Source organism: Mesorhizobium terrae, from assembly GCF_008727715.1.
In the GTDB taxonomy this organism is placed as follows: domain Bacteria; phylum Pseudomonadota; class Alphaproteobacteria; order Rhizobiales; family Rhizobiaceae; genus Mesorhizobium; species Mesorhizobium terrae.
The window spans coordinates 3,126,730-3,141,848 of the sequence record NZ_CP044218.1 but is presented as its reverse complement, the minus strand read 5'-3'; the positions used below and the strand labels follow the sequence as shown (position 1 = coordinate 3,141,848).

The window sequence follows — 15,119 nt, the reverse complement described above, 5'->3', positions numbered from 1 at the left end:
TCAGTCCAGCATCAAAGCCTGATAATTATGCCTGCCGGAAGTTTCGCAGGCGCGCGATCATCGCCTTCCCGTCGGCTGTCTCGCTACGCTCGATCAACTGCGACAGGGTGAAGACGCAAACACCGTCGACCGGGCTCGCCTCCAGTCGTCCGACCGCATCCGAAAACTCCTCGGCGCTGATGTCATCGGCCCGGCCATGGCCTGCGTGTATGCCGTCGAGATAGATGGCCTTTGCCTGCAAGGTGCAGATCGCGCGCGCCTTGCCGCGCTGCTTGATGTCCGAGGCTATCCTCGCCGGCCAGGCGCTGTCGCGGCGTAGAATCTGGTGGTAGGCCATCACCTCGAAGACATCGACGACGGCATCGAGACGGCTGACATCTTGGCCGAACACTTCGGTCACGGCATCGTCGAAGTCGGTGCGAAAGAACGGCAACGTATTGATGGCAATCTCGGTGTCGGGTTTGATGGCGCGCACGGCGCTGCGTATGCCGCCAATGGCGGAAACCGTAACGCCGCACTTCCAGTCGCGCCAGGCCTCGCGATAGTGGCTAGCGATCCTCTGGGCTGCCTGTATTGGCTGATCGACCGGGATGTCGGCGCCGGTTTCGTCGCGAAAACGCCGCAGCGTATCGGGCGCATAGCTGTAATCAGGCTTGGAAGCGCGCTGCATGTCCGGCAGCCAGGTCTCCCAGAAGCCGGGCCAGCGGATGAAGCCGAGATGGATGCCCTCAGGCTGCAATTCGCGGACGGCCGTCTCGAGCAGGCCGATCTTGTGAGCCAGGTTCTCCTCGCGATCCGGCGCCATCCCGACATACCAGTCCTCCTGGACAGCCCGGTTGCCATGCTGATCGATGGGCAAAAGATCCGGGTTCCGGCGGGTGTAGGCGGGGTCGAAACAGATGTTGAGGCAGCCGAAATAGGAGATGCCCCGGTCCTTCAGCGCATTGCGAAACGCCAGGTCGTCCTGCGCGGCGTAGCGCGCTCGGTCATGGCCGCGAACGGCACTTTCAACAGCCGTGTCCTGCATCGGCAGATAGCGGCTTTGGGTGATCACATAGGTAATGCCCATCGACCGCAACAGATCGGCGGCCGCCTCGATTTCCATCCCATGCTTCAGGAACCAGTCGTTGTCATAGATTTTCACCCCGACGCTCAGGTCCATCATCGTATCGTCCTATGCCAAGGAAGGAGGAGTTAGTGGACCGTCGTGGCCCGCGAGGACGCCTCGGCGCTTCTGCTCATCGCCGCGAGCAGCCGCGCGCGATCGAGGTCGCGTCCATCCTCGATTTCGGTCACCGTGCCGGCCTGCACGATCGCAACGAGATCGGACAGTGCGAGGATTTCGTCCAGATCGTCGGAGATCAAAAGCACCGCTGCACCAGCTTGCGCGAGCGATCGAATCTGGAGGTGAAGTTCGGCCTTGGCGCCCACGTCGACACCCGCCGTCGGCTGGTCGAGGACGAGCACTCGCGGTTCGGCGGTCGCCGCGCGTGCCAATAGTACTTTCTGGGCGTTGCCGCCGCTTAGCGTTGCGACATTTCGCTCCGGCTCCGCCGGCCTGACATGGAAGCGCCGAAGCGCCTGGGCAACAGCCTGCCGCCGCATTGCGCGGCGCACCACGCCCAGGCGCGACATCAGCGGCGCGAGCGCCGTAAGTTCGATGTTGGCGCGTATCGACCCGGTCAGGACCAGCCCGTTCGTGTTGCGGTCTTCCGGTACGAGAACGAGGCCATGTCGCCCCGCGCTGACGGGATCGAGACGGGGCAATGCCTGCCCCTCGAGCTTCATGATGCCGTGGCTTTCGACGTCGCCGATCAGCGCGCGCGCTATGCGCGATCGTCCCGATCCGATCAGGCCGGCGAGGCCAACAATCTCGCCAGCGCGCAGCTCAAGGGAAAATGGCCGCCGCCCCGAGACCGAGAAGTTCTCTAGCTTGAGGCGCACCGCTCCGCGTTGTCCCAATGTGGAAGAAATCGGTTGGGGTGCGGCTTTTGCATCGCCGACAAGCAGGGCCGCCAGGCTGTCCACCGTGAAGCTGGAAGATGGGCCACTTTCGACGACCCTACCGTCGCGAAGTACGGTGACACGGTCTGCGACCTCGATTACCTCGTCGAGGAAATGGCTGATGTAGATGACACCCATGCCGCCAGCGGTCATGCGACGCATCAGGCTGAAAAGATGCTCTCGCTCGGCGGGGGCGAGCCTGGCTGTGGGTTCGTCCATGATGAGGATGCTGGCGTTCTGTGACAATGCCCGCACGATCTCGGTCAGTTGTTGCGCGGCAACGCCAAGCTTGCACACCGGCGTATCCATGGGCAGTTCGATGCCGAGGGCCGCCGCTTCGCGCAACGAGCGCTCCCGCAACGCCGCGTGGGAGACGAGGCCGGCCATAGCACCGCGCGGTTCGCGCCCCAGCGCTATGTTCTCAGCGACCGTGAAATCGGGAACCAGCGCGAAATCCTGGTAGATGGTGGCCACGCCATGTTCATGCGCCTCTCGCGGCGTCGCCAGCGCGACTGTCTTGCCGGCAATGGCAATTGTGCCACCGTGATCTGCGTAAAGCCCGCCCAGCACCTTCATCAGCGTGCTCTTGCCCGCACCATTATGGCCGACAAGGGCATGGATCTCGCCCTTGGCAAGCTTGAACGACACACCATGAAGCACGGTGCTTCCCGCGAAGCTTTTGCGGATGTCGGTCATTTCAAGAAGCATGATTGCGCATCTTTGCTGTTGATCGCGGCAGGCTCGCTATCGCACTTGCGCGAGCCTGCCGCGGCGGAGGCAGGCAGGTGCGGCTGGATCGCGGAATCAGCCGCCCCAGGCCGGAGGAAACTGCTCCACATTGTCCTTGGTCACGATCGGCAGATCGAGGAAGTGATCAGGGGAAGGCACTTCGGCTGTTTTTCCGTCGAGCAGTTTGACCGCGTCCTTCACGCCGGTTACGCCCTGCGGCGCCGGATCCTGGTTGACGGTGCCATAGACCGTGCCGGCCTGAATCGCGCCGCGCACATCGGCCGGGTAATCGCCCAGGATGAACTTGACGTCGGTGCGTCCGCTCTGCCTGGTGAAGCTGGCGCCATTTACACCTTCCGGCCCCTGGTCGATGATCGCTTCCAGCGAACCGGGCTGGTAGCGGCTCAGGAAGTCCTGGGTGACAGCCAATGCCTTGGCATTGTCCCAGTCGGCCGACTGTTCCTCGACGATCTTAATGTCGGGGTATTTCTTCAAGGTTTCCATCAGGCCGGCCTTGCGGTCGATCTGCGAGGATGTGCCGAGCTTGCCGAGGATATAGGCGACCTTGCCCTTGCCTCCGATCGCCTTGGCCAAAAGCTCGCCTTGCTGACGTCCAAAAGCGACGTCGTCCACGCCGACGAAGGTTGCGATCTTGGCGCCGGAACTCGTATCGACACGGTTGTTGACGGCAATGACGGGAATGCCGGCCTCGTTCGCCTGCTTGATGACAGGTACGATGCCCTTGGCATTGCTCGGCGTGACCAGGATGAGATCGACTTTCTGCGCGATGAACTGCTGCACGACCGAGATTTCGGTCGACAGGTCGCCATTGCCGCTCTGCAGGTCCAGCGATACGCCAAGGTCCTTGGCGGTATCCTGAGCGCCCTTGATGAGGTTCGAATAGAACGGAACCGAAGTGTTCCAGATCATCATGCCGATCTTGCGCTCGGCGGCCATCGCGGACTGACCGTCGATGGCGAATCCGAGGGCAAGTATGGCGACCGCAGCGTTCAGAACGGTACGGCGGGAAAAATGTTTCTTCATGTCGTTCCCCTTGCTCACAGGTTGTTTGTCGTCGTGAGTCGTTTCAGCGCAATTCCCGGCGCTTGCGCTGATAACTGTCGAAACCCACCGCCACGAGGATGACGGCGCCGGTGACTGCTGGTTGCCAGTAGGGCGAAATGCCCAGCAGATTGAGTGCGTTGGCGACGACACCAAGGAGCAGCGTGCCAAGCACGGCGCCGCCCACATTGCCGACGCCGCCGCTGAGCGGTACGCCGCCAACCACGACGGCAGCGATTGCCGCGAGAGGCCAGTCGGCAGCACTTGCGGGCTGGCCGATACCGGTCTGCCCAAGCAGAACCACGCCAGCGATTGCCGCGAACAGGCCGCCAAGCGCGTAGGTGGCGAGTGTCACCCGGTCGACATTGATGCCGGCGAGCCGAGCCGCGACCTTGTTGCCGCCAACCGCGTAGATGTGGTGGCCGAAAGTGGTAAAGCGCAGGATCGCCCAAGTCAGGCAGGCGATCGCCGCAAAGATAATGGTCGGGATCGGGATCGGCCCGATGCGGCCGAGCCCGAGTACCGTAAAGGCCTCCGGCACGCCATAGACCGGCTGAGCGGCCGTGCCGATAAAGAGCAGGCCCGTGACCAGCACCTGTGTCCCGAGGGTCGCCACGAACGGATTGATGCCGATCTTGGCGATGCAGAAGCCATTGAACAGGCCGACAACGGCGCCGAGCGCCAGCGCGGCGACAATTCCGAGAGGCCCCGAAACATGCACGATCATGGCTGCGGCCACGACCGAGGCCATGGCGCCTACCGCGCCGACGGAAAGGTCAAAACCGCCAAGCACGATCATCAAAAGCATGCCGCATGCGACGATGCCGATGATGGAATTGCGCTGCAATACGTTGGCAATGTTCGCCCAGGTCGCGAAGTTTGGTACCGCGAGCGCGGCGACGACGACGACAAGAACGAAAATGATCACCAGCGCATAGCGCGACAACAGCGCGGCATGCGAGCCACCCGGGCTTTTGCGAGATGGGACTTCGGTCATGCGGCTCCTCCGCGGCTCGCACGCGGCAGCCGCATCCTCCATCGCAATCGTCGCGGCGGGATTTGCCGCCGGCCATGCGATCCGAGGGCAAGATAAGGGGCAAAAACAGGCACTGTCAATAAATAAAGTTTGTTAATTTAATATAATCTGCTAGCGTTGGTTTGTGCTTGAATCTCCAGCCAACCTGCCGGCCAGCAACGCTTCCGATGTCCGCCGCCGCAATCGGCGGCTGATGCTGCATGAATTGCGTTTGCGCGGAAGCCTTTCGCGAGCGGAGTTGGCGCGCGCCACCGGGCTCACGCCGCCAGCCATCGCCGGCATCATCCAGGATCTGCTTGACTCTGGGCTGGTGCGGGAAGCCGGGCGACGCAAATCCGCCCGCGGTCAACCGCCGATCGAGATCGAGATCGCCCGGGAAGGCGGCTACGCGGTTGGCCTGCGCGTCGACACGCGCGGCTACGACTTCGTCGTTTCCGACCTTGGAGGCGAGGTGGTTGCCAGCGGCCAGGGTGAGATACAAGGCGAGGAACCGGAAGAACTGCTGGAATTCCTCGCTGCGCTCTATGAAGGTCTCGCCGAAAAATACGGCGCGGGCCGCAGCCTTGGGCTTGGCCTTGTCACGCCGGGGCCATTCGACGCAATCTGGCCGGGGATACCGACCCCCGGCGCCATAGCGGCGCTGCAGACGCGTTCACTTGTCGAAACGCTGACGACGCGTATTGGCGTCGATGTCTTCCTCGAGAACGATGCCACTGCCGCCGCGCTTGGTGAGCGGCTCAACGGTGTGGCGCGCGAGGTCAACCATTTCTTCTATGTGTTCGTCGGCGAAGGTGTTGGCGGCGGCATTGTGATGAAGGGCGAGCCCTATCGCGGCGAGAGCGGCAATGCGGGCGAGTTCGGTCATCTGATCGTCGACCCCACCGGGCCGCGCTGCTATTGCGGCAACAGTGGATGCCTTGGGCAGTACCTGTCGCTTTCCTCGTTGCGGCAATTCCAGGCTACGCAGCCAGACGGAGCGTCCGAGGCGGCGCAGGAGGCCTGGCTGGCTAGCGCTGCTCGCGCGCTCTCGCTGGCACTCGTCACCGTTGAGAATCTGCTCGATCCCGAAATGATCGTGCTCGGTGGAGCCGCGCCAAGACAACTGCTAGCAAGGCTTTTCGATCGCGTCGGCGAAATGCGGCCCTCGGTCCGTCTGGGGCGGCAAAGGCGGCTGCTTCTCAGCGATCTTGGCGAGCGCAGCGCTTCCTACGGCGCCTCGACCCTGCCCATCATTGCCGTGACAAGTCCGTTCTAGGCTGTGAACGGAGAGCTCGTCATTCAGACCGGCGACACGTCGACGAACCAACCGCAACACTGCGTGGATGCTCACCGGCGTCATGAGACGATTGGCAAAGCTGAAGGCGGGCTGCCTTCCAGAGCTATACCAAAATGGTGGGCATCGTCTCAAGTCACTGGGTACGTCGCCAGTAGCGAGCCAGGATGTTGCCATCAATTGTCCGCGAACAACGCGCCGCTCGCAAAGAACCACATCACACCAAAATCGTCGCGCGAAGACAACCAGTTCGACATGTCGACTGCCGAGGGGCAGTGGCGATAGCGACATGCCCTGTTGCTCTAGGCCCATGTCTCATCGATGAGCACAAGTCGTTCCAGATCGAGATCGAGTTGGCCGTCGGACTAGGCACCTATCCTGACGCGCTTCATGATATCGGGCAACTTTGCTCTGCCACGTGGGCGGTCTTTTTTGGGGGATCGCACAGCACGAAGAAGTGTCGTAGCGTGCCGGAACTGAACTTCAGGCCCTGTGCCTTAAGCACCTGCCCTACCTCCTAGATGGATCGGTCCGCCCCGTCCCAAGCACCGCAATGCTCGCTGCCGATGAACATCAATGCAGCCGGATCGACGGTCGCCGCCGAGCACGTTCGAACGATCCTCACTCTGTTCACGCTCACGCGCTCGCCAATGGCTCACGCTCGCTGCGCTTACTCCGAACCAACCGCAGCTTCCCGGCGCGTCGCGCCGCCGCAACACATGCCAGCACAGGTTCCCGCAGATCAACCGATAAGGCTTTCGACATATCTACCGGCCTCCTTCCGACACATAACTAGACTCACCTCAGCACTGATCTAGGAATCCCGATTCCATCAGATCGAGTCGTGCTCTAAATCAACCCGCAAACTGCGCCGAAAACGCCTCTCTTCAAAAGTCCAAATCGTCTCAAATCATTCGACGATGGACGGACTAGGCCTGATAGGTGCTCCAAGCGCATGTAGGTTGGCGGCCGGTATGGAATATGAAAGCCACGCATTTTTCGGGGCCGGTATAAACACATCTAACCGTTGCCCGAGCGGTGCGCTTTTTTGTTGCATCCACTTCGGGAACGCAGATGGTAGTCTTCCATAACTGAATTTGAGGGCGCAAAGCAGACTCGCCTATGCGCACGCTATTCTACGCTGGACTTCCCTGACCCTTTGAAGCCGCTTTATTTTGCTCAGGGGCTACTCACAAATCGGAGGTGCAAGTTTTGAGAAGGAAGCCAATGCCGCTCAACGAGAGTCAGAAACAGACGAAATGGCAGCGGCGCAGCAGCACAAATCGCCGCTGAAGGGACGCTAACGCCGCCGTTTTTATCCGTCATTCCCGCTCCATTATCAATTGGAGAGTTAAGTAGCCGATCATCAAGGGATTGAAAGAGCGCGGAATTAACCTTTACCGTCATGGATACTGTCAGAATCGCACGCAATTGATCTTCCACAAAGAATGTGGCGCGGTGCGCGGCATCAATCTGGACGCATGCATTCTATACAGCGTGCGGGAGTTGAGGGCCCAACGACAATCACGAAACTGCTTATATCCGGGCGGCGAAACCACCATCAAATCAGCCGTAGTAATCTTTGGTTGATAAAGCTGGGTGTCTGCGGAACAGTTTTTGTACTGCCCCTACAGGGGCAGATGCGACCTCCTAATCAATGCGATGGCGCCGCACTGCTCCCCTGCGTGTTCGTGAACCGCAGCGAGCACCCGTACCTTGGTTGCGTTGATCGCACTGTAAAACGCGCAGTTGAAATGTGGCAACCAAGACGAACGACACTCGCCCATGCTTTCAGCAAAACGAAAGCGGGCAGAAACGCCGCAAAACCCCACCCTACCTTGTTGAACACGACAAAGGTGAGTCGGACGACATCGAGTGCAACCGGAAGCGCCGGGCTCAGCGCAAGGAATTCGTCTGGCGCCGCTAGGAACGTTGTAGTGTTTACCGGACCAACACTGGGAATCGCGTACCAGCGCCGGCGAATTCCTGCCGCCTCATCGGAGAATGCGAGCCTATCTTGCAATTGTCAGATAGAGTTTCGGCAACAGATCGGTGAGCCGCTCGACCGCCGCGATGGTGATCGCATTGCGCTGGCCGAAGATGCGGCCGAGATAGGACTCCGCGTTCGACTCCAACCCGACACAGAACGTATCGATGCCGAAGCGGTTGAGGTGATGGACGGCCTTGCGGGCATCCTCGACCAGGTAAAGCCGGTCCTCGACATCGAGGTCGGATGGCTCGCCGTCGGTGACAACCAGAAGCAGCCGGCGATAGCTGCGTTGGCGGGCGAGGTCGGCGCCGGCATGGCGCATGGCGGCACCGATGCGGGTGGAGAGCCCGCTTTCAAGACCGTCCAGCCGCGCATCGACAAAATCGTCGTAGGCGCGGCTGAAATCCTTGATCCGGAAGTAGTGCACGTCGTCGCGCTTGTCGGAGCAGAAGGCGGCAATGGCGAAGGGATCGCCCAATCCCGCCATCGCCCGTGCCAGCAAGGCTGCCGACTGGCGCTCGACATCCAGCACCGAGCGCGTTGAGCCGCGCACCTTTTCGGCCGTCGACTGCGAAATGTCGAGCAGAAGTAGCACCGACAGGTCACGGCTGCGCCGCTCGTAACGGCCATGTATTCGGTGATCGGCAGCCTCGCCGATGCGGCGGGCGACCGTCGCCTCGATGCAGGCGTCCATGTCGAGGAATTCGCCTTCCGGCTGGCGGCGCAGGCGCTCTGCGCGGCTGACACGGGCGGAGCGGATCAGCGCCGTCACCCGCGCGACGAGATCGGCATGCTCTTCGCGCAACCGGGCGACGGGGCCGTTGGCTGCGGCTTTCGGCGTGTATTCCTTGACCGAAGTCCACTCCGGCTGCTCGCGCCCGGTGACATAGTCATATTCGGGATAACGGGCAATGAGCACACCATCGTGCGCCTGCTCGATCACCTCGACACGCCCGCCAGTGTCGCCCATTTCCGTTTCGGTGCGATCGGGCGGGCGGCTGTCGTCCTGCTCTTCCCGAATACGCGCCGAAGACAGCACCTGCTCGGCTTCCGACGATTGTTGCTGGTCGTCGTCGCCGAAATCCCAGAGGCCGAGATTGTCGTCGCGATAGGGCGGCTGCACGACATAGTTCTTCGGATCGAACTGTACCCGCATCTGGCCGAGATCGTTGCCGAGCAGGTCGCCGATGCGGCGGCTGATCTGCTGTCCACCCCAATCGGCCTCGGCCTCGAAGAAGGCGCGGCGGCCTTTCTGCACCCAGGGATCGGGATCGTCATATGCCGGATCGGCAAGGGCCCGCGCCAGCCGCGCGAACAGCCCGGGCGCGGTGGCGGTGCCGGATGGTTCGGCCGCATGGAAAGGCGTGAATAGGCGGCGAAGACCGGGAAGTTCGCGCGTGGCCAACTGCTCGACCCTGGCGTCCTCGATCAACGAAACCAGCGCGATCTGGGCCGGCTTCAACCCGCCGACCGGGAAGCGCTCGCGCGAGAATCTGAGATGAGCACCGATATGGGCGACGGCGGCGCGGTAGAGCTTTTCGCCGTCACTGCCCGAAAATCCGGGATAGGCGGCGGGCAACCTGAGGACGCTGCCGTCGAATCCCGGACGACGCCGCGCCTGTTCCGGCGCGTTGGCCGGCGTCTCGCGCATCGGCGGCGTCTCGCCCCACAAGGCCGCAAGATAAGGTTTCAGCCTCGATTCCAGATCGAGAAACCCGACCTCGCCACTTTCGCGCAGCAGCCAGCGCCGCGCATTGGGGTCTTCCAGCGTGAAGAAGCGCAGGCGTCGTTCAGGCTCGCCATTGCTCGAGCGCAGCCCGATCCTGACCCAGGAAGCCAGCGCTCGGGCGTCAAGGCGCGCGACTAGGTTGGCGGTCTGGTCGAGCAGCGCCGCCGCCGATTCCGGCGCCTGATCGCCGACCTGCTCGACGAGCCGCAGCCATTCTTGCAGCGAGGCGGCATCTGTGTAGTGCTTTGCGGCGGTGATCGCGGCGACCGGAGCCAAGGCGGCTGCGCGACGGCCGGCCCTGATCGCCAGGCCTGAGACGATCGCGGCAAGCGCAATCGCGGCCTGCGGCGAGGCCAATCGCGCCAGTTCGGGTGCGTGATTGAGATAGCTGTCGGTAACGACATCGCCATAACCGGCACCGGCAAGGCGGCGGCAAACATCGCCCCAGGCATCGTAGAGATCACCTGGAAAGGCGGAACGTATGGCCTCGTCCGATTGCATCGACTGGGCGATCATCGCTTCAGAGGCAGGCGGCGATCGCGGCGGTGAGCGCGTCGCGCATGTCGGCATCGTCGGTGATCGGCAGCACCAGCGCCACCTCACAGGCCTGGTCGAGCGTGATGCCGCCGGCTACGAGATGACCGGCGTTGATCAACATGCGTGTCGAGGCGCCCTCCTCCAGGCCATGGCCTTTAAGATTGCGCGAGCGCTGCGCGATCCGCACCAGCGTCTCCGCGACGGGTCGTTTGACGCCGGCTTCCGAGACCACGATCTCCGCCTCGATCGCGGCATCCGGATAGGTGAAGGCGATCGCTGCGAAACGCTGCTTGGTTGATTCCTTCAGGTCCTTCAGCACACTCTGGTAGCCGGGGTTGTAGGAGATGACGAGCTGGAAGTCAGGATGCGCCTTCAGTACCTCGTTCTTCTTTTCGAGCGGCAGGATGCGACGGTCGTCGGTCAGGGAATGGATGACGACTGTGGTGTCCTGCCTGGCCTCGACGATCTCGTCGAGATAGCAGATCGCGCCGGAGCGGACAGCGAGCGTCAACGGTCCGTCATGCCAGACCGTGCCGTCGGCATCGAGCAGGTAGCGCCCGACAAGGTCGGAAGCGGTCATGTCCTCATGGCAGGAAACAGTGACCAGCGGTCGCTTCAGCCGCCATGCCATGTGTTCGACGAAACGGGTCTTGCCGCAGCCGGTCGGCCCCTTGAGCATGACCGGCATGCGCGCGCCATAAGCAGCCTCGAACAGCGCGACTTCATGCCCGACGGAGCGGTAATACGGTTCTTGGATGATCCTGAAATCGTCGAGCGCGGGATTGTGAGCCGATTTGGCGCCGCTTGTACTATGCATTTCCAACCTCGATACAATGTCGGTCAATTCCCCTCATCCTTCCTTTGAAGAGCAGCGGGATGAACGGCGACGAAGCCACCGTGAAGTGCCGGCGGAGTAAAAACCTGGGCCAAACGTGCCGCAGCCCCTGGCGCATGACCCCGAAATCGGAACGATTTCCGGAAAGGATCATGCGCCCACCCAACGTGCTGGAGCGTCCCTTGCGCGTCCAAGAGGACGCGCGACGCTCGAGGTGGCCGCGACACGCCAGTGGCCGCGCCGTTCAGCGGTGCGCCGCCACCTTGTTCGGGATGCCATCGATCGGGCTTTCCGGCGTGCCGACCGTCTGACGGGTCATTGCCTCTACCTTTTCGCGCGTGCCTTCCGGATCGGTGATCCACTGATGGTAGAAGTTGTACGGACATGCAGCATGACCGCGAGTGTCGTCACCGGAGTTGATGAGGCCGGTGTAACCGCGGTGCAGCAGTTTGAAGAGATGGTTCTGCGATTGCATGTTGCGGCGCGCGTCGCGCAGCAGTGAGGTCGACAGCTGGGCATACTGGATGCCATTCTCCTCGGTGCCGCATTCGCCGAGCGTGCGGCCATCGAAGCCGATGATCGCCGAATGGCCGAAATAGGAATAGACGCCGTCGAAGCCGGCGGCGTTGGCAACCGCGACATAGACATTGTTGGCCCAGGCCATCGATTTCGAGATCAAGATCTGCTGTTCCTTGGCTGGGTACATATAACCCTGGCAGCGGATGATCAGCTCCGCCCCGCGCATGGCGCAGTCGCGCCAGATTTCGGGATAATTGCCGTCGTCGCAGATGATGAGCGAGATCTTCAGGCCCTTCGGGCCTTCGGAGACATAGGTGCAGTCACCGGGATACCAGCCCTCGATCGGCACCCAGGGCATGATCTTGCGGTATTTCTGAACGATCTCGCCCTTGTCGTTCATCAGGATCAGCGTGTTGTAGGGCGCCTTGTTGGGGTGCTCTTCATGGCGCTCGCCGGTCAGCGAGAACACACCCCACACACGCGCCTTCTTGCAGGCCTCGGCGAAAATTTTGGTCTCCTCGCCAGGGACAGCGGAAGCGGTCTCGTACATCTCCTTCTGGTCATACATGATGCCGTGCGTGGAATATTCCGGGAAGATCACCAGATCCATGCCGGGCAGGCCGCGCTTCATACCTTCCACCATGTCGGCGATCTTGCGGGCATTAGCGAGCACTTCCTCACGCGAATGCAGCCGCGGCATCTTGTAGTTGACGACGGCAACACCGACGGTGTCGTTGCTGCTCGAAATATCGCCATGGTACATTTTTCAATCTCCTCCTGTGGTTGCTGAACGTAGTTGGCTAGACGACGAGATGTTTGTGGATGAGGTCGTCGCTTAGTTCGGTGATGGGGCCGCCGACGGCGACGCTGCCGCGATTGAGGATCGCGAAATGTTTCGAGGCGCGGCGGGCAAAGGCTATGTTCTGCTCGACCAGCACGATGGTGAGGCCTTGCTTGCGGTTGAGGTCGATCAGCACGTCCTCGATCTGCTCGACGATGTTGGGCTGGATGCCTTCGGTCGGCTCGTCGAGCAGCATCACCTTGGGTTCCGACAGCAGCGCCCGCGCGATCGCCAGTTGCTGCTGCTGACCACCGGACAGGTTGCCGCCGCGGCGGTTGAGGAATTCCTTGAGGATCGGGAACAGGTCGAGCACCCATTCAGCGATGCGGCCGCCGCCACCCTTGGCGGCAAAAGTGCCGACCATCAGGTTTTCCCGCACCGTGAAGCCGGGCAGGATACCGCGCCCCTGCGGTACGTAGCCGAGACCGGCCAGCGAGCGCTCATGGGTTCGCTTGGCCACCAATTCCTCGCCGTCGAGCTGGATCGAACCGGTGGTGCGGCTCATCAGGCCAAGCACGGTGCGCAGCAGCGTGGTCTTGCCGACGCCGTTGCGGCCGAGCACAGAGAAGAAGTCGCCTTGTTCGACTTTCATTGACACCGATTGCAGGGCGCGGCTGCGTCCGTAGAAACCGTCGACATTGGCAAGCTCAAGCATGGCCGATCCCTCCCGAACCGAGATAGGCGTCGCGCACCGCCTGGTTGCCTTCGATGTCTGCGATACTGCCTTCCGCCAGCAGCTTGCCCTGGTGCATGACCGAGATGGTCTGGGCGATGTCGCGCACGAAGCCCATGTCGTGTTCGACGACGATCAACGTGTGGCGACCGCCGAGCCGGTTGAAAAGCTGCGCAGTCTTCTTGGTTTCCTGCGCCGTCATGCCGGCGGTCGGCTCGTCCATCAGGATCAGCGACGGGTCCTGCGCCAGGATCAGCGCGATTTCCAGCCACTGGGTCTGTCCATGCGAAAGATGGGCCGCCGGCGTGTCGAGCTCATCCTCGAGGCCGACCATCTCGGCCAGCCGTTCGATCTCGTCATTGTCGCCGCCATGACCGAAGGTCACCAGATTGGCCAGCACGCCGGGCTGCCTTGAATGGCCGATATGCAGATTGTCACGCACGCTGAGCGCCCGGAACACGCTGGGCACCTGGAACTTGCGGCCGATGCCGGACCGCGCGATGGCGTGTTCGCTGAGCCGGTGGATGGGCTTGCCCTTGAAGACGATCTCGCCACCCGACAGTCTGGTCTTGCCGCAGATCAGATCGAGCGCCGTGGTCTTGCCGGCACCGTTCGGACCGATCAGGCAGCGCAGTTCGCCAGCGCGAACCTTGAGGCACAGGTCCGACACGGCGCGGAAGCCGCTGAAGGACACGCTGGCATTTTCTACAACCAGTTGATTTTCGGTGGTCATCGTGTGCTCTCGATCTCGCGGCCGTTGGCGATGGGTTCGGCATGCGGCGCGGGTTTCGGCACTGGGGCGGGCCGTTGCCGTTCGAAGCGTCGTGCAAGGTTGGCGAAGGCACCGGCGATGCCTTGCGGCAGGAACAGCACGACGAGGACGAACAGCAGGCCCATGATCAGGGTCCAGGTGTCGAGGAAGGTTTCCGATTCCGACAGCGCGCCCTGCACGCCGGTGACGATGAGGGCGCCGAGCATCGCGCCGAGCAGGCTCTGGCGACCACCGACCGCGACCCAGATGACGACAGAGAGCGAGAGCGGCACACCGAGGAAGGTCGGCGAGGCGAACTCCATGACGATGGTGTAGAGCATGCCGGCAAGGCCTGCGATCGCCGCCGAAACCGAGAAGATGAAGATCTTGTAGAGCGCGACATCGTAGCCGAAGAAGCGGACGCGGTCCTCCTCGTCTCGGATCGCCTGTACGATCAGGCCGGCCTTGCTCTTGGTGATGGCCAGCGCCAGGAACAGCGTGACCGTCAGGCAGATCGCGACCAGATAATAGCTCGACGAGCCATAGGCATCGAAGGTGATGCCGGCGATATCGAACTGGCCGAGATCGGTGATGCCATTGAAGCCGCCGGTGAAAGCCTGCTGGTCGATGATGACGAGCTGCACCACCACCATGGCGGCAAGCGTGATGATGGCCGCGTAGACACCGGTCACCCTGCCCTTGAATACGAACCAGCCGAGCAAGGCGGCGACGCCGGCGGGCAGCAGGATGCCAGCCAGCACGCCGAACAGCGGTGAATGGAACGGCGTCCAGAACCAGGGCAGTTCGGTGACGTTGTTCCAGACCATGAAATCAGGAAGACCGTCGGCCCCCGTGTGCACCGGAATGGTCTTCAGCTTCAGCATCATCGCCATGCAGTAGGAACCGATGCCGAAGGTCATCGCCTGGCCGAGATTCAGGATGCCGGCATAACCCCAGGACAGGCTGAGCGAGACGGCCAGCATGCCGAAGACGAGGTAGCGGGCGTATTTGTTGAGCAGGAAGGCGTCCTGCAAAAACACCGGCACCAGCAGGATGGCCAAGCACACCGCCGCGTAGAGCGCGAATTCGGTCTTTGTTCTGGCGAGCACTCTGTTGTTTCCCTGGCTGGACATGATCGTC

11 protein-coding genes are annotated in these 15,119 nt (G+C 62.1%); 1 reads left to right on the top strand and 10 read right to left on the bottom strand.

The annotated features are described in order from the left end of the window. Positions 1-25 precede the first annotated feature (25 nt). The 4 genes from FZF13_RS16400 to FZF13_RS16385 form a co-directional block, all read right to left on the bottom strand. On the bottom strand, positions 26-1,165 hold the full coding sequence (locus FZF13_RS16400; protein WP_024925609.1) for a hypothetical protein: 1,140 nt from the start codon (positions 1,163-1,165) through the stop codon (positions 26-28). Positions 1,166-1,194: 29 nt separating this feature from the next. Beyond that, positions 1,195-2,712 carry a sugar ABC transporter ATP-binding protein gene (locus FZF13_RS16395; RefSeq protein WP_024925610.1) on the bottom strand — a complete coding sequence of 506 codons (1,518 nt, stop codon included), beginning with the start codon at positions 2,710-2,712 and terminating at the stop codon, positions 1,195-1,197. A gap of 96 nt (positions 2,713-2,808) precedes the next feature. Next, on the bottom strand, positions 2,809-3,777 hold the full coding sequence (locus tag FZF13_RS16390; RefSeq protein WP_024925611.1) for a sugar ABC transporter substrate-binding protein: 969 nt from the start codon (positions 3,775-3,777) through the stop codon (positions 2,809-2,811). Positions 3,778-3,820: 43 nt separating this feature from the next. Continuing rightward, complete coding sequence (locus FZF13_RS16385) at positions 3,821-4,792, bottom strand: ABC transporter permease (RefSeq protein WP_024925612.1); 972 nt, start codon at positions 4,790-4,792, stop codon at positions 3,821-3,823. A gap of 163 nt (positions 4,793-4,955) precedes the next feature. Between FZF13_RS16385 and FZF13_RS16380 the strand changes: the two genes are divergently transcribed. Further along, entirely contained in the window at positions 4,956-6,086 is a 1,131-nt protein-coding gene (locus tag FZF13_RS16380) for an ROK family transcriptional regulator (RefSeq protein ID WP_024925613.1), read from the top strand. Positions 6,087-8,116: 2,030 nt separating this feature from the next. On the opposite strand, the gene FZF13_RS16375 is transcribed toward FZF13_RS16380, so the two are convergent. The 6 genes from FZF13_RS16375 to urtC all read right to left on the bottom strand — a co-directional run bounded on the left by FZF13_RS16375 (position 8,117) and on the right by urtC (position 15,088). Then, on the bottom strand, positions 8,117-10,324 hold the full coding sequence (locus tag FZF13_RS16375) for a nitric oxide reductase activation protein NorD (protein ID WP_137901233.1): 2,208 nt from the start codon (positions 10,322-10,324) through the stop codon (positions 8,117-8,119). Positions 10,325-10,343: 19 nt separating this feature from the next. Continuing rightward, positions 10,344-11,177, bottom strand: coding sequence for a CbbQ/NirQ/NorQ/GpvN family protein (locus tag FZF13_RS16370; protein ID WP_024925615.1), 834 nt, complete (start codon positions 11,175-11,177; stop codon positions 10,344-10,346). Positions 11,178-11,439: 262 nt separating this feature from the next. Beyond that, on the bottom strand, positions 11,440-12,477 hold the full coding sequence (locus FZF13_RS16365) for an aliphatic amidase (protein WP_024925616.1): 1,038 nt from the start codon (positions 12,475-12,477) through the stop codon (positions 11,440-11,442). A gap of 37 nt (positions 12,478-12,514) precedes the next feature. Then, the gene (gene urtE, locus FZF13_RS16360; RefSeq protein WP_024925617.1) at positions 12,515-13,210 is read right to left on the bottom strand and encodes an urea ABC transporter ATP-binding subunit UrtE; all 696 of its coding nucleotides are present in this window, start codon (positions 13,208-13,210) and stop codon (positions 12,515-12,517) included. Beyond that, complete coding sequence (gene urtD, locus FZF13_RS16355) at positions 13,203-13,961, bottom strand: urea ABC transporter ATP-binding protein UrtD (RefSeq protein ID WP_024925618.1); 759 nt, start codon at positions 13,959-13,961, stop codon at positions 13,203-13,205. The genes urtE and urtD overlap by 8 nt, the downstream gene beginning before the upstream one ends. Then, positions 13,958-15,088 carry an urea ABC transporter permease subunit UrtC gene (gene urtC, locus FZF13_RS16350; protein WP_024925619.1) on the bottom strand — a complete coding sequence of 377 codons (1,131 nt, stop codon included), beginning with the start codon at positions 15,086-15,088 and terminating at the stop codon, positions 13,958-13,960. Before urtC ends, urtD begins: the two co-directional genes overlap by 4 nt. Positions 15,089-15,119 lie beyond the last annotated feature (31 nt).